This is a genomic window from Streptomyces sp. BR1 (assembly GCF_052373795.1).
Classification (GTDB): domain Bacteria; phylum Actinomycetota; class Actinomycetes; order Streptomycetales; family Streptomycetaceae; genus Streptomyces.
Map to the genome: position 1 here is coordinate 2,021,627 of NZ_CM126252.1, position 19,839 is coordinate 2,041,465.

Consider the following 19,839-nt stretch of genomic DNA (forward strand, 5'->3'; position numbering starts at 1 on the left):
AACTGTCATGCGTTACTTGTCGGTTGACTCCTGAACGGTGGAGTCCGGTCCGGTTTCGGCCACCGGTTCCGCCCCCGGCGAGGCGTCGGCAGGAGCTTCCGCCTCGGGCTCCCCGGCCGCCGCGGCAGCCTCGGTCTCGGTCGACGCAGGAGCATCCGAAGCCACAGCCGCGGCCTCCTCCGACTCCGCGGCCTCCGCCGGAACCGCGTCCTTGGCCACCGACACCACCTCCACCGACTCCCGCGCCGACGGCAGCACCGTCTCGCCCGGGGCCTGGTCCGGCGCGTTCTCCGGGTGGTGGCAGGCCACCTGGTGGCCGGTCTTGAGCGCGATCAGCGGCGGCTCCTGCGTCTTGCAGATCTCCGTCGCCTTCCAGCACCGGGTGTGGAAGCGGCAGCCGCTCGGCGGCGAAATGGGCGAGGGGACATCGCCCTTGAGCAGGATCCGCTCGCTCTTGAGGCCCTTGCGCTTGGGGTCCGGCACCGGCACGGCCGAGAGCAGCGCCTTGGTGTACGGGTGCATGGGCGCCGAATACAGCGACTTGCGGTCGGCGAGCTCCACGATCTTGCCGAGGTACATCACCGCGATCCGGTCCGAGACGTGCCGGATCACCGACAGGTCATGGGCGATGATCACGTACGTGAGGCCGAGCTCCTGCTGGAGATCGTCAAGCAGGTTGACCACCTGCGCCTGGATCGACACGTCGAGCGCGGAGACCGGCTCGTCCGCCACGACCAGCTTCGGGTTGAGCGCGAGCGCGCGGGCGATACCGATGCGCTGGCGCTGGCCGCCGGAGAACTCGTGCGGATAGCGGTTGTAGTGCTCGGGGTTGAGGCCCACCAGCTCCATCAGCCGCTGGACCTCCTTCTTCACCCCGCCCTCGGGCGTGACGCCCTGGAGCCGGAACGGGGTGGAGACGATCCCGCCGATGGTGTGGCGCGGGTTGAGCGAGCCGTACGGGTCCTGGAAGATCATCTGCATGTCGCGGCGGAGCGGACGCATCTGCCCGGCCGACATGTGCGTGATGTCGTTGCCCTGGAACTCGACCTTGCCGCCCGTCGGTTCGAGCAGCCGCGTCACCAGCCGGCCCATCGTCGACTTGCCGCAGCCCGACTCACCGACGACGCCGAGGGTCTCACCCGGCAGCACGTCGAACGAGATGCCGTCGACCGCCTTGACCGCGCCGGACTGCCGCCCGAACAGCCCCTTCTTGATGGGGAAGTGCTTGACCAGCCCCTCCACCTTGAGAAGCGGCTCGGGCGAGGCGGCCGACTGCGCCGGGATCGCCTTGTCGGCACTCGCGGCAGGAGTGTCCTCGACAGGAGTGCCCTCAGTGGGCTTCTTCTCGCTCACAGCTTCGGCGCAATCTCTTCGGTCCAGATACGGGTCCGCTCCTCCTGCGACATATGGCAGGCCGAGAAGTGTCCCTCGGTGTCGTCCCACTGCTTGAGCTCGGGACGCACAGTGCGCGTGACGTCGTCCTTGGGGATGTCCGCGTACGGGCAGCGCGGGTTGAAGGCGCAGCCGGACGGCACGTTGATCAGGGACGGCGGGGAGCCCTTGACCGGGATGAGCCGGTCCGTCTCCTCGCGGTCGATGCGCGGCATGGACCCCAACAGGCCCCAGGTGTAAGGGTGCTGGGGCTCGTAGAAGACCTTCTCGGCGGGTCCCCGCTCGATGCACCGGCCGCCGTACATGACCAGGAGGTTGTCCGCCATCTCGGCGACGACGCCCAGGTCGTGCGTGATCATGATGACGGCGGAGCCGAACTCCTTCTGCAGATCCCGGATCAGGTCCAGGATCTGCGCCTGGACGGTGACGTCCAGGGCGGTGGTCGGCTCGTCCGCGATCAAGAGCTCGGGGTTGTTGACCAGCGCCATCGCGATCATCGCTCGCTGGCGCATACCGCCGGAGAACTCGTGCGGGTAGGAGTCCACGCGCTTGCCGGGCTCGGGGATGCCGACGCGGTCGAGCATCTCGACGGCCCGGGTGCGGGCGACCTTCTTGGAGACCTCGTTGTGGACCCGGTAGGCCTCCACGATCTGCGCGCCGACCGAGTAGTACGGGTGCATCGCGGAGAGCGGGTCCTGGAAGATCATCGCCATCTTCCGGCCGCGCAGCCGCCGTACGCGCTCGGGGTCGGCGCCGATCAGCTCCTCGCCGTCCAGCCAGACCTCGCCGGAGATCTTCGCGTTGGCGCTGCGGTGCAGCCCCATCACGCCGAGCGAGGTCACCGACTTGCCGGAGCCGGACTCGCCCACGATGCCGAGGGTCTGGCCGGGCTTGATGTCGAAGCTGACCCCGTCGACGGACTTGACCAGGCCGTCGTCGGTGTCGAAGTGGATGCGCAGGTCCCGTACGGACAGGAACGCGTCACCGGCGTCGGCGGGACGCTCGGCCTCGGGCTCGCCCACGGCGGCGCCGGTCTTGTTCAGGTCGCTCACGAGAGCCTCACCCTGGGGTCGATCGCGGCGTACACCAGGTCCACCAGCAGATTGCAGAGAACGATGAAGAAGGCGGCGACCAGGGTCACTCCCATGACGACCGGGAGGTCGTTGTTGCGGACGCCGTCGACCGCGTAGAAGCCGAGGCCCTGGAAGGAGAAGACCTGCTCGGTGATGACCGCGCCGCCGATCAGCAGACCGAAGTCCATGCCGAAGATGGTGACGATCGGGGTGAGCGCGGCGCGCAGGCCGTGCTTGCCGATGACGGTCCGCTCCCGCAGGCCCTTGGCGCGGGCGGTGCGGATGTAGTCCTCCGCCATGGTCTCCAGCATTCCGGCCCGGGTGAGCCGGGCGTAGAGCGCGGAGTAGAGGAAGGCGAGGCTGCACCAGGGGATCAGCAGGTTCCATGCCCAGTCGGCCGGATTGTCCGTGAACGGTACGTAGTTCACTCCGGACCAGATGGGCCATTGGACCGTGAACAGTCCGAGGAACAGCATTCCGGTGAAGAAGATCGGGAGGGAGACGCCGGCGAGGGCGACGCCCATGAAGAACCGGTCCAGGAACGATCCGCGCTTGAGGGCGGAGACCACACCCACACCGACTCCGGAGATCAGCCAGATGACGGCCGCACCGATGGCGAGCGAGAAGGTGACCGGGATGCGCGCGGTGATCTGCGGCCAGACCTCGACGTGGTTCTTGAAGGAGTAGCCGAAGCAGGGGGCGTGGCAGACCGAGGCGTCGGGACCGAACTTGTAGGTCGCGCCGACGAAGATCTGCTTGAGGAAGTGCCAGTACTGGGTGTAGAGCGGTTGATCGAACCCGAGGTTCTTCTTCACCGCTGCGATCGCACTGGCATTGGCGTCCTTGCCCACGTACTGGGCGGCCAGCTGGTCCATCGTCTGGCCGGCGAGCCGGGGCACCAGGAAGTAAATCGCGAAGGTGACCGCGCTGACGATCAGCAGCAGGAGCACCGCGCCGAAAGCGCGTCGGATGATGTACGCAGCCACAGCTGTCCGGCAACCGGCGCCCGCCCGGCCGGGGGTCTCCCGACCCGGCGGGCACCGGTGCCTTCACCTGCCTTTCAAAAGAACTCGGGGGTTCAGCCGCTTGCTTACTTGGAGGAACCCATCAGCAGGTAGTCGTACATACCGAGGTACGCCTGGGTGACGGTGACGTTGGTGGCCGACGTCGGGCGGAACAGCAGGTTCTTGCGGTAGATCAGCGGAACGGCGGAGGCGTTCTCGGCGACCATCTTGTCGATGTCGCCCCAGGCCTTCTCACGGGCGGTCTTGTCCGTGTTGGCGATGGCGTCGTTCAGCGCCTTGTTGATCGCCGGGTCGTTCAGCTCCTGGACGTTGTTGCCACCGGACGGCTTGATGGCCGAGCCGTTGACGATCTGGTCCAGGAAGCCGAAGCCGGTCGGCCAGTCGGCACCCCACGCGGTCATGATCATGCCGAGCTTGTGGTCGTGCACGTACTGCGGGTTGCCGGCGAAGTTCTGGAAGTACTTGCCCGCGGGGAAGGACTTGATGTCCATGTTGATGCCGATCTTCTTCAGCGACGCCTGCACGGCGGTCGCCATCGACATCTCGGACGGGCGGTCCGAGCGAGCGGTCAGGCTGGTGGTGAAGCCGTTCGGCTGACCACACTGCTTGAGCTCGTCCTTGGCCTTGGCCTCGTCGCCCTTGTCACCGGGGGTCTCGTACAGGTTGAACTTGCTGTACCCGTTGACGGTCGGCGGCAGCAGCGTCGTGGCGACGTCACCCTTGGGCGCGCCACCCGCGGCGGCCTGGACCGACGCCTTGTCGATGCCCCACTGGACGGCCTTGCGGCAGTGGATGTTGTCGAACGGCGCGACGTTGACGTTCAGCCCGATGTACGAGGTGGCGCCGGCGTACGAACCGTCCGTCATCGCCTTGTACTTGGCGCTCTGGAGCACCTTCGGCTGGGTCTGCGGGGAGACACCGGTGCCGGCCGCGTCGACGGTGAGGTTGTCCGCGAGCAGGTCGTTGTCGACCGTGACCGGGTTGACCTTGAAGCGGATGTCGATCTTGTCCGGCAGGGCCGGGCGGATCGGGTCGGTCTTCGGGTCCCACTGCGGGTTGCGGACGAGGGTCGCGCCCTTGCCCTCCTCGTACGACTCGAACTTGTACGGGCCGGAGGAGACGATGTGCTGGACATACGCCGCGCCCTTGTCCTTCGACTGCGGCACGGGGGCCGTCTGCGAGAAGGTCGCCAGGTAGTCGAAGTCCGCGAAGGCGTCCTTCAGCTTGAAGACGATGGTGTTGTCGTCCGGGGTCTCGATCGACGCGATGCCGTTCGGGTTCTTGTCCTTGTACGGACCCTGGTACTTGTCGCCACCCTCCAGGTGGGACTTGAAGTACGTCGGGCCGTTGGACAGCGCCTCGGGGGCGAAGTTCGAGCGCTCGACGGCGTACTTGACGTCCTTCGAGGTGATCGGCGTGCCATCGTCGTACTTCAGACCCTTGCGCAGGGTGTACGTCCAAGTCTTCGCGTCGGGGCTGGCCTTGCCCAGCGACTCCGCGAGGTCCGGGACGACGGTCAGGCCGTCCTTGCCGGCGGCCGGCTTGAACGTGGTGAGGGTGCGGCCGTACAGACGGGAGAAGTTCTGCACCCAGCCGTAGTACGTGTTGCCCGGGTCCAGGGAGTCCGGCACGTCAGACAGCGCGTAGGTGGCCGTGCCCCCCTTCTTGTCGGACTTGTTGACGATGGAGCTGAGGGCAGCGTCGGTGACGCCCTTCTTGCCGTCGCTCTTATCGCTCTTGGAGTCGTTGCACGCGGACAGACCAAGGGTCAGCGCCACGCCAGTGGCGAGCACAAGGGTCGCTTTTCTTGACTTCACCTGAGGAAGCCCCCTCTTTGGATGGTTGCGGCGGACGTGAGCATGTGGCGGTGCCGCGTGCTTACTTGCTGCGCGGGTCGAGGGCGTCTCGCAGCCCGTCGCCCAGCAGGTTGAACGCCAGGACGGTGATGAAGATCGCCAGGCCCGGCACGATCATGTACTGCGGGTCCGCCTGGTAGAGGTCGGTCGCAGTGGAGAGCATTCCGCCCCAGGAGGCCTGCGGCGGCGAGATACCGACGCCCAGGAAGCTGAGTCCGGCCTCGAACAGGATGTTCGTGGGGATCAGGAGCGTCGCGTAGACCAGGATCGGAGCGATCAGGTTCGGCAGCAGCTCCCGGATCAGAATGAACGGACCGCGGGCGCCGAGGCTCTTGGCGGCCTCGACGAACTCGCGTTCCCGCAGGCTGAGCGTCTGGGCCCGGACGATACGGCCCATGTACGGCCAGCTGAAGAAGCCGATCACGAAGATCAGCACGCTGATCCTCAGTGGCAGCCCCGACATGCCGAACGCTCCGTCCTGCAGGGACGCGGAGATGGAGATGGCGAACAGCAGGAGCGGGAACGCCAGGAAGACGTCCATCGCACGGCTGATCAGGCTGTCCGCCCAACCGCCGTAGAAACCTGCCGTGACGCCCATGATCACGCCGATGACGACGGAGAGCAGCGTGGCGCCGCCCGCGACCAGCAGCGACACCCAGGAGCCCTCGATGATCCGGGAGAGGATGTCGCGTCCGTACTGCGGGTCGACACCCAGCGGGTGCTCCCAACTCATGCCGCCCCAGGCGCCCTTGGGTGCCAGGAGGGCAGGGTCGATCAGTTCCTGGTGGAACTCGTTCGGGTCGAGCCCGAACGCCCATTGGATGGGCTTGGAGAGAACGGCCAGCAGGATGAGCAGGACGACGACCACTCCACCCGCGACGGCAAGCTTGTCGCGCTTGAAGCGCGTCCAGGCGATCTGTCCGAGTGAACGGCCTTCGATCTGGCTCTGCTTGGCCCCCGTGAGTACTGCCTCCGGCGGCACCTCGGCAGCCGATCCGGTGGTCTCCAGCGGTGCGGTCACAGTGCCTCTGACCCCTCCCGGCCGGCGGTGGCCGGCCCGTACCAGCCGCTGTGGCGGCTTGTTCCATCAGGTGGTGCGGTGATGCTGCGACGGGCCAACCGGCCCTCTGTTAGCCGGGAGTCTTCAACGCGTTTGCGATCACCCGCCAGACCTGGCGGGGAATGGTTGCCTAAACGTGATGCGGTCAGACGGCTTCCGTTATCCGGACGCCGTGATCGTCTGAGCGGACCAGTCGGGCACTAAGCGACCAGAACGGTCATGTCACCCAACTCCCTTGAAGAGGAGCGTATTTGAGCGCAATGCCGGAGCAAGGGGGATCGCCGCCTCGGATAGAAAGGCGGGTGGGGGAATTGTCCGTCGCATTTGAAGGGAGCGAGGGCGCGGGAGAAATACAGAGAGGTGGTGCGGGAGAAAAGGGAGTGGTGTCAGTGGACGCGCACGGTGGCTACGGGCAGTAGGCGCGCGGGGACGGCCGGGGCGGCTGGTCAGTACGCGCGCGGGGACGACCGGAGCGGCTGGTCAGTACGCGCGCGGGGCGGCCGGAGCGGCTGGTCAGTACGCGCGCGGGGCGGCCGGCGGGTAGCCGTATCCGCCGGCGGGGGCCGCCGGGGCGGCGTGCGCCTCGCGGTCGTAGAACGGGCGCGAGTGGGCGCGCAGCCACATCCCGACCGGGTCGTACTCGTCCGACATCGCGACCGTGGAGACCGGCAGCCCGTCCGGCACGGCGGCCACGGACTGCTGCATCATGGCCCGCACCGCGTCCACGGACTGGCGGCCGGTGTCGTAGAGATCGAGGCCGATGGCCAGATAGGGCGCGCCGATCGCGGGCTGCACCCAGGCGCGCCGCAGCGAGCGGACGGCCGGGGTGCGGTGCGCGTGCTGCGCGAGCAGGGCGTAGAACTGCGGGATCTCCACGGCCGGTTCGGAAAGCCGCAGGGGCCCGGCGGGCATCCGGTCGAGCCCGGTCGCGATCCGGCGCAGGTCCGGCCAGGGGATGCCGACGCCGCCGCCGGGGGCGTGCGGATTCAGCCAGATCCCGTACCGGTCGGGGTAGAGGGCGCGCGCGATGTCGCGGCCGGTGACCACCTCGTGCTCGCGGTTCCAGCCGCTGGCGGCGAGCTCCTGGGTGGAGGTGACACAGGGCGCGTACGCGATGCCGTCGACCTCCATGTTCCCGTACTGGGCGTCGGGGGCACCGGCCCGGCCGTGCCACAGGAGCATCCAGAGCCGGCCGGCGGAGGGGTCGGCGAGGGCGTGGAGGAGCGCCTCGTACGCGTCGTAGCGTCCGGGGGCCACCTGGCGCAGCATGTGCTCGACCTGCCCGGCCGCCGCGGTGCCTGACGCACTCACCCTGGGTCCCGCCCCTCTTCGGTCCCCGCGCCGCCGGTACACAGGCGTGCCGCCGTGGGGGTCTACGGATTATGAAACCAGCTTATGCGGGACTACCAGGACCTGTCCGGTGCAGGCCCTATGGGGTGGCTCGTGTGTAGAAGGGGCGTACGCGCTCGCGCATCCAGGTGACCACCGGGTCCTGGGCCACGTCGAGCAGGACCAGGTTCACCGGCCAGCCCACCGGGACGCGGCCAAGCGCCCGGCCGAGCGCCTCCATGGGGGCGTTGCGGCCCGCCCCGTCCCAGGTGGAGAACTCGACGCCGATGAACAGGGTCGGCTCGTTGCCCTCGATGGAGGCGAGCGCGCGGCGGGCGGTGCGCACCACTCCGGTCGCCTCGAACTCGGCGGCGGCGGCGGCCAGGAAGTCGACCGGGTCCTCCTGCCAGTCCGGCTCGAAGAGGCGTACGCGGCCGCCGGTGGCGGGGCCGTCGAGCGCGGTGCGTCCCGTACGGCACAACTCGGCGACGGCGGGCGGCGGCAGGGGCACACCGACCGCGCCCTCCGGGTTCACCGCGATGCCCAGTTGCGGGGGCAGGCCCCGGGCGAACTCCACGGCGGGGGCGATCGCGAACGACATATGGGGGCCCACGCATTGGAGGAACTGCTGCTCCGAGCTGTAGACCGGGACGTAGGGGGCGCCGTCGATCTCCATCGTGGGGAGGTCGAGGTCGCGGCTGTCCTGGGCGCCGCCGTTCGGTAGCGGGACCCATACCGCGTTGCGTCCCAGGACCTCTATCAGCCTCGGCCCCGCCGTGGGGCTGCCCAGGGCCGCCGCGAGTGCCTCTTCCAACTCGTTGCCCGGCCAGCCACCGCCGCCGTGTGGATGCGGGAAATCCATGCGCCTTGTCCTTTGTCCGCTGGCCGTCCTGGGCTGGTCGCGCCCACGCGGCGGAGCCGCAAATGTCACAGCCCGCGCCCCTTGAAAGCCAAGGGGGTACGGGTCCCCCTGCACCGAAACTCTAGCGTCGGGCCGGGCTTCCCTCGAAAGCGATCCGCCCCACCGCCTCCGCCGCCTCCCGGTCGAGCAGCACCGCCGACGCCACCCCTCGTGGCAGGCGGCCCTCGGCCACCTCGGCTATCAGGCGCGGGACCGCCCTGCGGTGGCGGGCGAAGGCGTACGCGGAGACCTTGCGGCCCCGGGAGCGCTGGCCCTCCAGGGCGAGCTCCGGGGGGACGTCGAGCAGCACCAGATGGAGCGCGCGGCCGTCGCGGGACGCGCCCCGGGCCAGCGACCAGCGGACCCACGCGTGGGTGCCGCAGTCGTGGACGACCAGGCTCGCGCCCGACCGCAGCCGCCAGTGCGTCCGCAGGAAGTGGGCGACTCGTACTACCGGTCGGTACAGCACGTAGGGAACAGGCCCCATCCGGGCCTCCCAGGCGCGGCGGGTGTCCTGGGAGTCGATGCCGAGGCCCGCGGCGGCCCGGCGCAGCAGTGTCGTCTTGCCGCTGCCCGGCAGCCCGGAGACCACCACCACGTCGCCCTCGGCGAACGACAGCGTGTGCGGGGTGCGCCCGGCGCGGCCGCGCAGATCCGAGACGACCGGAGTACGCGCGGGTATGGCCGGGCACTGTGCCGCGTACCCCTGCGCCGCAGCCTGCCTGTGACCCTTCATCGGCCCTCCCCCTGCCGGGTCGTACGGACCCTGCCCAGGCAGTGTAAAGAACCGGTAATACGACTCAGGCGTTTGCCGCCCCGGGGATGCGTGCAATGATGTGCGCGCCAACTGCATACCGGCCGCTTGAATCCGCGCGGGAGAGTCCCCAGTACGTGTTGCGCTGGGGCGCCGAAGGAGCAAGTCCCTCCCTTGAATCTCTCAGGCCCCGTACCGCGTGGATGAGGCAGATCTGAAAAGCGAGCCCACGCGTGTGGCTCCACCCAAGGTGCAAGCCGTGACCCCGACGGGCGTCCGGCGAACCTCTCAGGTTCCGATGACAGATGGGGAGGATCGTCCTCGCCGTCATGCCCTGGGAGCCACACCCTTATGAGCAACGCCCCCCGTCTCACCGCCCTTGACGCGCTGCACCGTTCGCTGGGCGCGACCATGACCGACTTCGCGGGCTGGGACATGCCCCTGCGGTACGCCAGCGAGCGCGACGAGCACACCGCCGTACGCACCAAGGCCGGTCTCTTCGACCTCTCCCACATGGGCGAGATCACCGTCACCGGCCCGGAGGCCGTCAAGGCCCTGGACTACGCGCTGGTCGGCAACATGGCCACCATCGGCGTCGGCCGCGCCCGCTACACGATGATCTGCCAGGAGGACGGCGGCATCGTCGACGACCTGATCGTCTACCGCCTCGGCGAGGACGAGTACATGGTCGTCGCCAACGCGGGCAACGCCCAGGTCGTCCTGGACGCGGTCACCGAGCGCGCGGCCGGCTTCGACGCCGAGGTCCGCGACGACCGCGACAACTACGCGCTGATCGCCGTGCAGGGCCCCGAGTCCCCCGGCATCCTGAAGTCCGTCACCGACGCCGACCTCGACGGCCTGAAGTACTACGCGGGCCTGCCCGGCACCGTGGCCGGCGTCCCGGCGCTGATCGCCCGTACGGGGTACACCGGTGAGGACGGCTTCGAGCTCTTCGTGGCCCCGGCCGACGCCGAGAAGCTGTGGCAGGCGCTGACCGAGGCGGGCAAGGACGCGGGCCTGGTGCCGTGCGGCCTGTCCTGCCGCGACACGCTGCGCCTTGAGGCGGGCATGCCGCTGTACGGGCACGAGCTGACCACCTCGCTGACCCCGTTCGACGCGGGGCTCGGCCGGGTCGTGAAGTTCGAGAAGGAGGGCGACTTCGTGGGGCGCGCCGCCCTTCAGGCCGCCGCCGAGCGCGCCGCCGCCCAGGCCCCGCGCAAGCTGGTCGGCCTGATCGCCGAGGGCCGCCGCGTCCCGCGCGCGGGCTTCTCCGTGGTGGCCGACGGCCAGGTCATCGGCGAGGTCACCTCGGGTGCCCCGTCCCCGACCCTCGGCAAGCCGATCGCCATGGCGTACGTGGACGCCGCGCACGCCGCACCGGGCACCTCCGGCGTCGGCGTCGACATTCGCGGTACGCATGAGCCGTACGAGGTCGTGGCGCTGCCGTTCTACAAGCGCCAGAAGTGACCCCTCGCACACGCCCCGCACGACTTCCTTGTTCACCACCACTCCCCCTCGTACAGGAGAATTCAGGTCATGAGCAACCCCCAGCAGCTGCGCTACAGCAAGGAGCACGAGTGGCTGTCGGGCGCCGAGGACGGCGTCTCGACGGTCGGCATCACGGAGCACGCGGCCAACGCGCTCGGCGACGTGGTGTACGTACAGCTCCCGGAGGTCGGTGCCACGGTGACCGCGGGCGAGACCTGCGGTGAGCTGGAGTCGACCAAGTCGGTCAGCGACCTGTACTCCCCCGTGACGGGCGAGGTCGTCGCCGCCAACCAGGACGTCGTGGACGACCCGTCGCTGGTCAACTCGGCCCCGTTCGAGGGCGGTTGGCTGTTCAAGGTGCGTGCGTCCGAGGAGCCGGGCGACCTGCTCTCCGCCGACGAGTACACCGACTTCGCCAGCTGACCAGACACCCGTAGGGAACTCCTGATGTCGCTTCTGAACACCCCTCTCCATGAGCTGGACCCGGACGTCGCCGCCGCCGTCGACGCCGAGCTCCACCGTCAGCAGTCCACCCTCGAAATGATCGCCTCGGAGAACTTCGCTCCGGTCGCGGTCATGGAGGCCCAGGGCACGGTCCTCACCAACAAGTACGCCGAGGGCTACCCGGGACGCCGCTACTACGGCGGCTGCGAGCACGTGGACGTGACCGAGCAGATCGCGATCGACCGGGTCAAGGACCTGTTCGGCGCGGAGTACGCCAACGTCCAGCCGCACTCCGGCGCCTCCGCCAACCAGGCCGCCCTGTTCGCGATCGCCCAGCCCGGCGACACGATCCTCGGCCTGGACCTGGCGCACGGCGGCCACCTCACCCACGGCATGCGGCTGAACTTCTCCGGCAAGCAGTTCAACGTGGTCCCGTACCACGTCGACGACGCCGGTCTGGTCGACATGGCCGAGGTCGAGCGCCTGGCCAAGGAGCACCGTCCCAAGGTCATCATCGCGGGCTGGTCCGCCTACCCGCGCCAGCTGGACTTCGCGGAGTTCCGCCGTATCGCGGACGAGGTCGAGGCCCTGCTGTGGGTCGACATGGCGCACTTCGCCGGCCTGGTCGCGGCCGGGCTGCACCCGAACCCGGTGCCGTTCGCGGACGTGGTCACCTCCACCACGCACAAGACGCTCGGCGGCCCGCGCGGCGGCATCATCCTGGCCCGGAACAAGGACTTCGCGAAGAAGCTGAACTCCGCGGTCTTCCCGGGCTTCCAGGGCGGCCCGCTGGAGCACGTGATCGCGGCCAAGGCGGTGTCCTTCAAGGTCGCCGCATCGGAGGAGTTCAAGGAGCGCCAGCAGCGCACCCTGGACGGCGCCCGCATCCTGGCCGAGCGGCTGGTACAGGACGACGTCACCGCGCACGGCGTCTCGGTCCTGTCCGGCGGCACGGACGTGCACCTGGTCCTGGTGGACCTGCGCAACTCCGAGCTCGACGGCCAGCAGGCCGAGGACCGCCTCCACGAGGTCGGCATCACGGTCAACCGGAACGCCGTCCCGAACGACCCGCGGCCCCCGATGGTCACCTCGGGCCTGCGGATCGGCACCCCGGCCCTTGCCACCCGCGGTTTCGGCGCGGACGACTTCCGTGAGGTCGCCGACATCATCGCCGAGACCCTGAAGCCGGACTTCGACAAGGCCGCGCTGGCCGCCCGGGTGTCCGCCCTGGCCGTGAAGCACCCGCTGTACCCCGGCCTGAAGTAGTTTCGTACCCTTTTATTCGTACGAACCTTCGGGGCACCGCGCACACTGGACAGTGAGTGCGGTGCCCCGAACCCTTGCACCGCCCGTTACACCTGCTCGCTCTGCACCACCTGGCAGACAACGGCGTCTACCTCATCAAGGAGTCCTCCCGTGGCCATCTCGGTCTTCGACCTGTTCTCGATCGGCATCGGCCCGTCCAGCTCCCACACGGTCGGCCCGATGCGCGCTGCCCGGATGTTCGCGCGCCGCCTGAAGAACGAGGGCCTGCTGGCCCACACCGCCTCGATACGGGCCGAGCTGTACGGCTCGCTCGGCGCCACCGGCCACGGCCACGGCACCCCCAAGGCGGTCCTGCTCGGCCTTGAGGGCAATTCGCCCCGCACGGTCGACGTGGAGAGCGCCGACGAGCAGGTCGAGCGGATCAAGGCCGACGGACGGATCAACCTGCTCGGCGCCCACGAGATCCCCTTCGACTTCGACGAGGACCTGATCCTGCACCGCCGCAAGGCGCTGCCGTACCACGCCAACGGGATGACGGTCTTCGCGTACGACAGCGAGGGCGCGCTGGTCCTGGAGAAGACGTACTACTCGGTCGGCGGCGGCTTCGTCGTGGACGAGGACGCGGTGGCGGGCGAGAACCCGATCATGCCCGACGACACCGTCCTGAAGTACCCCTTCCGCACCGGTGACGAGCTGCTGCGCCTCGCCAAGGAGACCGGCCTCTCGATCTCCGCGATGATGCTGGAGAACGAGAAGGCCTGGCGCACCGAGGACGAGATCCGCGCCGGGCTCCTGGAGATCTGGCGTGTGATGCAGGCGTGCGTCTCGCGCGGCATGTCCCGTGAGGGCATCCTGCCGGGCGGCCTGAAGGTCCGCCGCCGCGCCGCCACGACCGCCCGCCAGCTGCGCGCCGAGGGCAACCCGGACGCGCACGCGATGGAGTGGGCGACGCTGTACGCGATGGCGGTGAACGAGGAGAACGCGGCGGGCGGCCGCGTGGTCACCGCGCCCACCAACGGCGCCGCGGGCATCATCCCGGCCGTGCTGCACTACTACATGAACTTCGTGCCCGGCGCCGACGACGAGGGCGTGGTCCGCTTCCTGCTCTCGGCGGGCGCCATCGGCATGCTCTTCAAGGAGAACGCCTCGATCTCCGGTGCCGAGGTCGGCTGCCAGGGCGAGGTCGGCTCCGCCTGCTCGATGGCCGCGGGCGCCCTGGCCGAGGTCCTGGGCGGCACCCCCGAGCAGGTCGAGAACGCCGCCGAGATCGGCATGGAGCACAACCTCGGCCTGACCTGCGATCCCGTCGGTGGTCTGGTCCAGATCCCGTGCATCGAGCGCAACGGCATGGCGGCCGTGAAGGCCGTGACCGCCGCGAAGATGGCGATGCGCGGCGACGGCAGCCACAAGGTCTCCCTGGACAAGGTCATCAAGACCATGAAGGAGACCGGCGCGGACATGTCGGTCAAGTACAAGGAAACCGCGCGCGGCGGCCTCGCGGTCAACATCATCGAGTGCTGAGGCGCTCCGCTGGTAGTGCGGTTATTCGACTGCGGACCGTCTGTGGCTGGTCACGCAGTTCCCCGCGCCCCTTTGGGGCGCGGGGACGCACCATCACGCCTTGAAGTCGTCCGTGCGCTCCGGCGAGGCCGCCGCGAGCGCCTCGGTGATCTCCTCGACGCCGCCCCGGAGCCCGTACACCGGGGTGTTCGGCTGCTGGCGCCAGGACTCGTCGATGCCGCCCGCGTCCACGGTGTCGAAGCCCAGCTCGTCAATGACGTCGCGGATCAGCTGCTTGGCGGCCTCGTCGTCGCCCGCCACCGGCAGCGCGACACGGCCGGGGTCGCCCTTGGGCAGGGCCTTGTCGATGATGTCCTCGGCGTACGTGCCGTTGAACGCCTTCACGACCGCGTGGCCGATGTGCTGCTCGGTCCAGCGGCTCTCGGTCAGCCCCGCCTCGATCTCGGCGATCAGGCCGTCGCGCTGCTGGGGGTAGTAGTTGCCGGTGTCGAGCACGGCGACGTCCTCGTCCGCGCCGTCCAGGAATCCGGCGGGCAGGTCGGGGACGTTCTTGAGCGGGATGGTGACGACCACGAGCCGCGCGCCCTTGGCGACGTCCGCGATGTCGGCGGGCGTGGCCCCGGTCTCCTCCGCGAGGGCCGTCAGGGTGTGCGGGCCGCGCGAGTTGGCGACGGACACGTCGTGCCCGAGCGCGGTGAGACGACGGGTCAGATTGCCGCCGATGTTGCCCGCGCCGATGATGCCGATCTTCATGAAACTGGCCTTCCCCGTGTCGTTGCCTTGCGTTGCGAGATCCACAACTCGGGTGGCCGGAAGGAAATTCCGGGCGGGCGGCACGTATTTGTCGGGCCGCCCGGCCGGAGGCGGGGTCACTTGTTCAGGGACGCCCAGAACTCCTCGAAGGAGAGCTTGCCGTCGCCGTTGGCGTCCTTGGCCGCGATGATCGCCTTGGCCACGGTCTCGGTGACGTGGAAGTCGCCCAGCTGCGCCATGACCTGCTTGTACTCGGCCGCGGTGATCTCACCGTCGCCGTTGACGTCGAGCTTCGCGAACGCCTTGCGGGCCTCTTCGATGTCCGCCACTGGGTCCACCCCTATCTTGGTGCGTTTTTGACGGGGGTCAGACTAACGGGCCCCGGGCCCGCCCGGTGCGGCGGCCGGTCGCCGAGGACCCTTGGTCGTCGCCCCGCCCGCAAACATCACCTCCGGGGTTTCCAGGGGTCGAATTCCCGCCAAAAGACCGGGGCCCCCTTCCCTACGCTCCGCACCCGGGCGATAACTTCGTGCTGTCGCCGCCACACCGGGAGCACAGGGCTCCCAGGGACTCGCGGCGCTGGGGCGATTCAGGAGTGACTGCCACCACTGAAGCAACCACCACGTTTACCTTCCAGCCATTCACCCGCAGTTGCCGCTTCATCTGGGACGAGGGCGATCACGTCCTCATCGGGGTGAGCCCGGGCAACAGCTACTTCAGCGCGGACCGCATCGCCGAGCTCGTCCGCTGGGCCTCCGCCCGCTTCGACCGGGTCGATCTCGTCTACGCCGACCGCCATGTGGCCCGGATGTTCGCCGCGTTCGGCTACGACGAGGAGCACGCCGAGCGGCGGGCGTCGAAGGAACTGAAGGCGGTCCGCCGACGCATCGTGCGCGGCGTCGAGGAGGCGGCCCGGCCGGATCTGCCGGTCGGTGTGCACGCGCTCTCGGAGTTCGCCGGGAACCAGGTGTACGACCTGCTGCACCGCCGGGTGAGCCATTTCCTCGCCACCGACCACGAATTCCGCACCGGCTGCGAGGAGATGGCCGCGGCGTTCCTCTCGGGCAAGGCCGACGGCACCCAGGCGAGCCCCGAGCAACTGGCCGCCTGCCTCGACTACATCGCCGCCGAACTCCCCTTCTTCCTCGACACCCCGGGCATCCTCGGCGTGCCCTCCTCGGTGTCCTGCTACCACGCACTGATCCCGCTCACCGAGCTGCTCTACGCGAAGGGCGGCGGCCTGCGCGCCTCCCGCAACCAGGCGTACGCGGTCGTGCGCCCGCACCCCGTCCCCACGCAAGGAGTCGCGGCATGAGCGGCCCGACCGGCACCAGCACCGGCACCCAGCGCCTCCTCGACTTCCCGCTCGGCCGGCGCGGCGACGTACTCCCCGAGGAGTGCGCCGCGCTGCGCGCCAAGGAGCCGGTGGCCAAGGTGCGCACCATGACCGGCGACACCGCCTGGCTGGTGAGCAGTTACGCACTGGCCAAACGCGTCCTGGAGGACGACCGGTTCAGCCTCAAGGACACCGCGGCCCCGGACGCACCGCGCCAGTACGCGCTGACGATCCCGCCGGAAGTCGTCAACAACATGGGCAACATCAACAGCGCGGGGCTGCGCGGCGCCGTGATGAAGGCGCTCAACCCGCGCACCGACGGGCTGCGCGAGTGGCTGCGGGAGCGGGCCGACGAGTTCGTCGACGGGCTGCTCGCCGAGGGCCCTCCGGCGGACTTCCGGGCGGGGTTCGCCGACCCCTTCTCGGCGGCGCTGCACTGCAAGGTCATCGGGGTGCCGTTCGCGGACTGGCGCCGCCTGATGTCGGGCCTGGACATCGCGTTCATGACCAGCCCGCACTCCTTCGAGGGTTCCCGGCTCAACTGGTACAAGGACCTCGGCTACATGGTCGACCGGCTCAACGCGCCCCCGGACCAGCGCGCGGGCCTGCTCGCCCGGCTCGCCGATCTGCGCACGGAGGAGGAGTCCGCGCATCTGACCGACGAGATGCTGGCGACGGTCGCGGTCTCGCTCTTCGGCGCGGGCGCCGTCTCGACGTCCGCGTTCCTGGTCCTGGCGGTGCTCGCGCTGCTCCAGCACCCCGAGCTCATCGCGTATCTGCGCGAGCACCCGGAGCGCATCGGCCGGGCCGTGGACGAGCTGCTGCGCTGGAACCTGTCCATCGGCGACGGCCTGCCGAGGCTGGCGACCGAGGACGCCCAGGTCGGCGAAGTCCTCGTGAGAAAGGGCGAGTTGGTGCTCGTCCTGGTCGAGGGGGCCAACTTCGACCCGGAGGTCTTCACCGACCCCGACCGGCTCGACCTCGACCGTGAGCACAACCCGCACCTCTCCTTCGGCGCGGGCCGCCACTTCTGCCCGGCTACGGGCCTGGGCAAGGTGCACGCGGAGATCGCGCTCACCGCCCTGGTCGAGCGGCTGCCGGGACTGCGCCTGGCGGTCCCGCCCGAGCAACTGGTCTGGCGCACCGGCTTCATCAAGCGCCTGCCGGAGCGGCTGCCCGTCCTCTGGTGAACCCGGAAGGCGGCGGACACACGGCTGCCCCCGGGCGATCCCCGGGGGCAGCCGTACGTACGAACTCGACCTGCCTCAGCGGAAGATGCCGGTGTGCCCCAGCGAGTAGCGGCCCGGCTGCGGGTAGACCGCCAGGCCGTGCGGGCCGGAGCCGACCGGGATCCGGGCGAGCTCCTTGCCGGTGGCGGTGTCGATCGCGTACACCTCGGCGTCGTAACGGCCCGACAGCCACAGCACCTTGCCGTCCGCCGAGACACCGCCCATGTCGGGGCTGCCGCCGTCCGGCAGATGCCATTTCTTGGTGAGTTTGTTCTGGGTGAAGTCGAAGATGGAGATGGAGCCCTCGCCGCGGTTGGAGATGTACATCTCCTTGGAGTCGCGGCTGATGTAGAGGCCGTGGCAGCCCTTGCCGGTGGGCAGCAGCGTCGGTGTGCTGAACCGGTCGCCGTCCAGGACCCACATCCCGTGCGCCATCATGTCCGCGATGTAGAAGGTCTTGCCGTCCGGGGACATCTTGACGTCCTGCGGCATCGCCCCGTCGAACGGCAGCTTCTGATGGGCGACGACCTCCATCTTCTCGGTGTCGACCTTCAGCAGTTCGCCGGAGAACTCGCAGGAGACGATGAAGTACCGCCCGTCCATGGAGAAGTCGGCGTGGTTGACGCCCGCGCAGTGCACCGGCACGGTCTTGACCCGGTTCATGGTGACCGGGTCGCGGAACGCCAGCTCGCGGTCCATGGACGCCATCACGACCGCGTACTTGCCATTGGGCGTGAAGTAGAGGTTGTACGGGTCGGAGACCTGGACCGTGCGGCCGACCTTGCCGGTCGCCGGGTCGATGGCGGTGAGGCTGTCGCCGAGGTCGTTGTTGACCCACAGCGTCTTCATGTCCCAGGACGGGACCACATGCTGGGGCTGGTGGCCGACCCGGATGGTCTCGATGACCTTGTACGTCTTGGGGTCGATCACGGAGACCGTGTTGGAGTTGGTGTTCGGCACGTACACGCGGTCCAGGAAGTTCTTCACGGCGGGCTGGAGGGCGTTGGGCCGGTCGGCGGCGTAGGCGTCCTTGGGGTCCAGGACCGGCGGCATCCCGGGCAGGCCCTGCACCGCGGCCTTCTTCTGCACGGGCGGCGCGACGGCCTTGGTGCCCAGGGCCTCGTTCCCGCCCTTGTCCCCGGACGAGCAGCCGGCGAGCGCGGCGAGCAGGAGGCCGGCGAACAGCGCGGCGGTCCTCTTGGTGGTGGTCGGCATCAGGTCAGCAACTCCGTGGTGGTCACCGCGCGCAGATGGCGGCGGTCGAGGTCGGCGAGGAGGGCCGGCAGCGCGGCGACCGTGTCCGCGTAGCCGAAGTGCAGACTCACCACGGATCCGTTGCGGATCCGCCCGGTGACGTTGCGCGTCACGGCCGAGGCGCCGGGCGAGGTGAAGTCGAGCGAGTCGACGTCGTACGACAGGACGTGCGGGTACCCCGCGCGCCGGGCCAGTTTCAGCACGAGCGGCGTCGCGTACTGGGTGCGGGACGGGCGGAACCAGGTCCCGACGGAGCCGGTGAGCCGGCGCAGCAGGTCCGCGCACTCGCTGATCTCCGCGTACGCCTCCTGCTCGGGCAGGGCCGAGATGTCGATGTGGCGCTGGGTGTGGTTGCCGAGGTCGTGGCCGCCGTCGAGGATGCGGCGGGCCATCTCGGGGTGTTCGTCAAGCCAGCTGCCGACGGCGAGGACCGTGACATGGGCGCCGCCGCGCTCGGCCTCGGCGAGGACGGCGTTGGCGATCTTGGGGTCGCCCTGGCCGTGGAAGGTGAGCGCGACCATCGGGCGGTCCCGGGGCCCGTGGGCGATCTGGCCGGGCTGACCGGGATACGAGCGGGGCGCGGGGGCGGCGCGGGTGGTGCCGGGCCGGGCGGAGGCGCGGGACGCGGCGGGCGTGGGCGAGCGGGACGCCGGGGCCGCGCCGCCCCTGTCGTCCGAGCAGCCGGCCGCGAAGGCCCCCGCGACGGCCGCCCCCGCCCCGGCTCGCAGTGCACTGCGGCGGTCGACCCCACGGGGAAATGGATTCAGCACATGGACATTTAAGTGCGGCAGGGGGCGGAACGTAATGATTGACCCAATTGAGGACCTTTGCGGGTCGCCCCGGACACGCCATGATCGAGATCTACTGGATCGATGAAAGACCCATCTGGTTCGATATTTATTCACCATTTAGAAGGCCCGTGCTCTAGCTCACCTACGATTCACAGCTAAACTGTGGCGATATGTGGACGTTTGTCCGAGTAAGGACTTTTGGCGTGAAGGCCCCCCGTCTGCCATAGTCGGGGACACGACCCCTCATTGACCCGAGCCCGGTCGTCTTCAGTCGCCGTGGATCACACCCCTTTCGGTCCGCGGCGGCGCTCCGCAGAAGCCCCCGCAAGCACGCCCCACCCCGGCACGCACGGGGGCTTCGGCGTAT

Annotated in this window: 18 protein-coding genes and 1 riboswitch; of the genes, 6 read left to right on the forward strand and 12 right to left on the reverse strand. The window is 69.3% G+C overall.

Going from position 1 to position 19,839, the window contains the following annotated elements:
• Positions 1-12: 12 nt before the first annotated feature.
• The 8 genes from ACT1U9_RS08395 to ACT1U9_RS08430 all read right to left on the reverse strand — a co-directional run bounded on the left by ACT1U9_RS08395 (position 13) and on the right by ACT1U9_RS08430 (position 9,372).
• Entirely contained in the window at positions 13-1,353 is a 1,341-nt protein-coding gene (locus ACT1U9_RS08395; RefSeq protein ID WP_444537725.1) for an ABC transporter ATP-binding protein, read from the reverse strand.
• The gene (locus tag ACT1U9_RS08400; protein ID WP_444537726.1) at positions 1,350-2,444 is read right to left on the reverse strand and encodes an ABC transporter ATP-binding protein; all 1,095 of its coding nucleotides are present in this window, start codon (positions 2,442-2,444) and stop codon (positions 1,350-1,352) included. The genes ACT1U9_RS08395 and ACT1U9_RS08400 overlap by 4 nt, the downstream gene beginning before the upstream one ends.
• On the reverse strand, positions 2,441-3,451 hold the full coding sequence (locus ACT1U9_RS08405) for an ABC transporter permease (RefSeq protein ID WP_444537727.1): 1,011 nt from the start codon (positions 3,449-3,451) through the stop codon (positions 2,441-2,443). The genes ACT1U9_RS08400 and ACT1U9_RS08405 overlap by 4 nt, the downstream gene beginning before the upstream one ends.
• Positions 3,452-3,555: 104 nt before the next feature.
• Complete coding sequence (locus tag ACT1U9_RS08410; protein ID WP_444537728.1) at positions 3,556-5,307, reverse strand: ABC transporter substrate-binding protein; 1,752 nt, start codon at positions 5,305-5,307, stop codon at positions 3,556-3,558.
• 61 nt (positions 5,308-5,368) lie between these two features.
• Complete coding sequence (locus ACT1U9_RS08415; protein WP_444537729.1) at positions 5,369-6,367, reverse strand: ABC transporter permease; 999 nt, start codon at positions 6,365-6,367, stop codon at positions 5,369-5,371.
• Positions 6,368-6,919: 552 nt separating this feature from the next.
• Positions 6,920-7,717 (reverse strand): enhanced serine sensitivity protein SseB C-terminal domain-containing protein, encoded by a 798-nt coding sequence (locus ACT1U9_RS08420; protein WP_444537730.1) that lies wholly within the window; start codon positions 7,715-7,717, stop codon positions 6,920-6,922.
• A gap of 118 nt (positions 7,718-7,835) precedes the next feature.
• Complete coding sequence (locus tag ACT1U9_RS08425; RefSeq protein ID WP_444537731.1) at positions 7,836-8,597, reverse strand: enhanced serine sensitivity protein SseB; 762 nt, start codon at positions 8,595-8,597, stop codon at positions 7,836-7,838.
• 121 nt (positions 8,598-8,718) lie between these two features.
• On the reverse strand, positions 8,719-9,372 hold the full coding sequence (locus ACT1U9_RS08430) for an AAA family ATPase (RefSeq protein ID WP_444537732.1): 654 nt from the start codon (positions 9,370-9,372) through the stop codon (positions 8,719-8,721).
• 127 nt (positions 9,373-9,499) lie between these two features.
• Positions 9,500-9,598, forward strand: a riboswitch (glycine riboswitch).
• Positions 9,599-9,741: 143 nt separating this feature from the next.
• Here ACT1U9_RS08430 and gcvT point away from each other — a divergent pair.
• The 4 genes from gcvT to ACT1U9_RS08450 all read left to right on the forward strand — a co-directional run bounded on the left by gcvT (position 9,742) and on the right by ACT1U9_RS08450 (position 14,109).
• A complete protein-coding gene (gcvT, locus tag ACT1U9_RS08435) occupies positions 9,742-10,857 on the forward strand; it encodes a glycine cleavage system aminomethyltransferase GcvT (protein WP_444537733.1) in 1,116 nt (371 codons plus the stop codon).
• Between the two features lie 69 nt (positions 10,858-10,926).
• Positions 10,927-11,301 carry a glycine cleavage system protein GcvH gene (gcvH, locus tag ACT1U9_RS08440; RefSeq protein ID WP_444537734.1) on the forward strand — a complete coding sequence of 125 codons (375 nt, stop codon included), beginning with the start codon at positions 10,927-10,929 and terminating at the stop codon, positions 11,299-11,301.
• A 24-nt stretch (positions 11,302-11,325) separates the two neighbouring features.
• The gene (gene glyA, locus ACT1U9_RS08445) at positions 11,326-12,588 is read left to right on the forward strand and encodes a serine hydroxymethyltransferase (RefSeq protein ID WP_444537735.1); all 1,263 of its coding nucleotides are present in this window, start codon (positions 11,326-11,328) and stop codon (positions 12,586-12,588) included.
• 150 nt (positions 12,589-12,738) lie between these two features.
• Entirely contained in the window at positions 12,739-14,109 is a 1,371-nt protein-coding gene (locus ACT1U9_RS08450) for an L-serine ammonia-lyase (RefSeq protein WP_444537736.1), read from the forward strand.
• A 93-nt stretch (positions 14,110-14,202) separates the two neighbouring features.
• Here the strand turns inward: ACT1U9_RS08450 and ACT1U9_RS08455 are convergent, their stop codons facing one another.
• Together ACT1U9_RS08455 and ACT1U9_RS08460 are read right to left on the reverse strand one after the other, a co-directional pair.
• A complete protein-coding gene (locus tag ACT1U9_RS08455) occupies positions 14,203-14,862 on the reverse strand; it encodes an NADPH-dependent F420 reductase (RefSeq protein WP_444537737.1) in 660 nt (219 codons plus the stop codon).
• A 116-nt stretch (positions 14,863-14,978) separates the two neighbouring features.
• Entirely contained in the window at positions 14,979-15,191 is a 213-nt protein-coding gene (locus ACT1U9_RS08460) for an EF-hand domain-containing protein (RefSeq protein ID WP_444537738.1), read from the reverse strand.
• Positions 15,192-15,457: 266 nt separating this feature from the next.
• Between ACT1U9_RS08460 and ACT1U9_RS08465 the strand changes: the two genes are divergently transcribed.
• Together ACT1U9_RS08465 and ACT1U9_RS08470 are read left to right on the forward strand one after the other, a co-directional pair.
• Positions 15,458-16,177 carry a tRNA-dependent cyclodipeptide synthase gene (locus ACT1U9_RS08465; RefSeq protein ID WP_444537739.1) on the forward strand — a complete coding sequence of 240 codons (720 nt, stop codon included), beginning with the start codon at positions 15,458-15,460 and terminating at the stop codon, positions 16,175-16,177.
• Entirely contained in the window at positions 16,174-17,388 is a 1,215-nt protein-coding gene (locus ACT1U9_RS08470) for a cytochrome P450 (protein WP_444537740.1), read from the forward strand. The genes ACT1U9_RS08465 and ACT1U9_RS08470 overlap by 4 nt, the downstream gene beginning before the upstream one ends.
• A gap of 75 nt (positions 17,389-17,463) precedes the next feature.
• Here the strand turns inward: ACT1U9_RS08470 and ACT1U9_RS08475 are convergent, their stop codons facing one another.
• Together ACT1U9_RS08475 and ACT1U9_RS08480 are read right to left on the reverse strand one after the other, a co-directional pair.
• The gene (locus ACT1U9_RS08475; RefSeq protein ID WP_444537741.1) at positions 17,464-18,642 is read right to left on the reverse strand and encodes a YncE family protein; all 1,179 of its coding nucleotides are present in this window, start codon (positions 18,640-18,642) and stop codon (positions 17,464-17,466) included.
• Positions 18,642-19,448 (reverse strand): polysaccharide deacetylase family protein, encoded by an 807-nt coding sequence (locus ACT1U9_RS08480; RefSeq protein ID WP_444539043.1) that lies wholly within the window; start codon positions 19,446-19,448, stop codon positions 18,642-18,644. The genes ACT1U9_RS08475 and ACT1U9_RS08480 overlap by 1 nt, the downstream gene beginning before the upstream one ends.
• Between the last annotated feature and the right edge of the window lie 391 nt (positions 19,449-19,839).

What these genes read in the sequence shown, in the direction of transcription:
- ACT1U9_RS08430 (WP_444537732.1), bottom strand. Translation starts at nt 9,372, where the DNA reads ATGAAGGGTCACAGGCAGGCTGCGGCGCAGGGGTACGCGGCACAGTGC.
- ACT1U9_RS08470 (WP_444537740.1), top strand. Translation starts at nt 16,174, where the DNA reads ATGAGCGGCCCGACCGGCACCAGCACCGGCACCCAGCGCCTCCTCGAC.
- ACT1U9_RS08475 (WP_444537741.1), bottom strand. Translation starts at nt 18,642, where the DNA reads ATGCCGACCACCACCAAGAGGACCGCCGCGCTGTTCGCCGGCCTCCTG.
- glyA (WP_444537735.1), top strand. Translation starts at nt 11,326, where the DNA reads ATGTCGCTTCTGAACACCCCTCTCCATGAGCTGGACCCGGACGTCGCC.
- gcvT (WP_444537733.1), top strand. Translation starts at nt 9,742, where the DNA reads ATGAGCAACGCCCCCCGTCTCACCGCCCTTGACGCGCTGCACCGTTCG.
- gcvH (WP_444537734.1), top strand. Translation starts at nt 10,927, where the DNA reads ATGAGCAACCCCCAGCAGCTGCGCTACAGCAAGGAGCACGAGTGGCTG.
- ACT1U9_RS08425 (WP_444537731.1), bottom strand. Translation starts at nt 8,597, where the DNA reads ATGGATTTCCCGCATCCACACGGCGGCGGTGGCTGGCCGGGCAACGAG.
- ACT1U9_RS08455 (WP_444537737.1), bottom strand. Translation starts at nt 14,862, where the DNA reads ATGAAGATCGGCATCATCGGCGCGGGCAACATCGGCGGCAATCTGACC.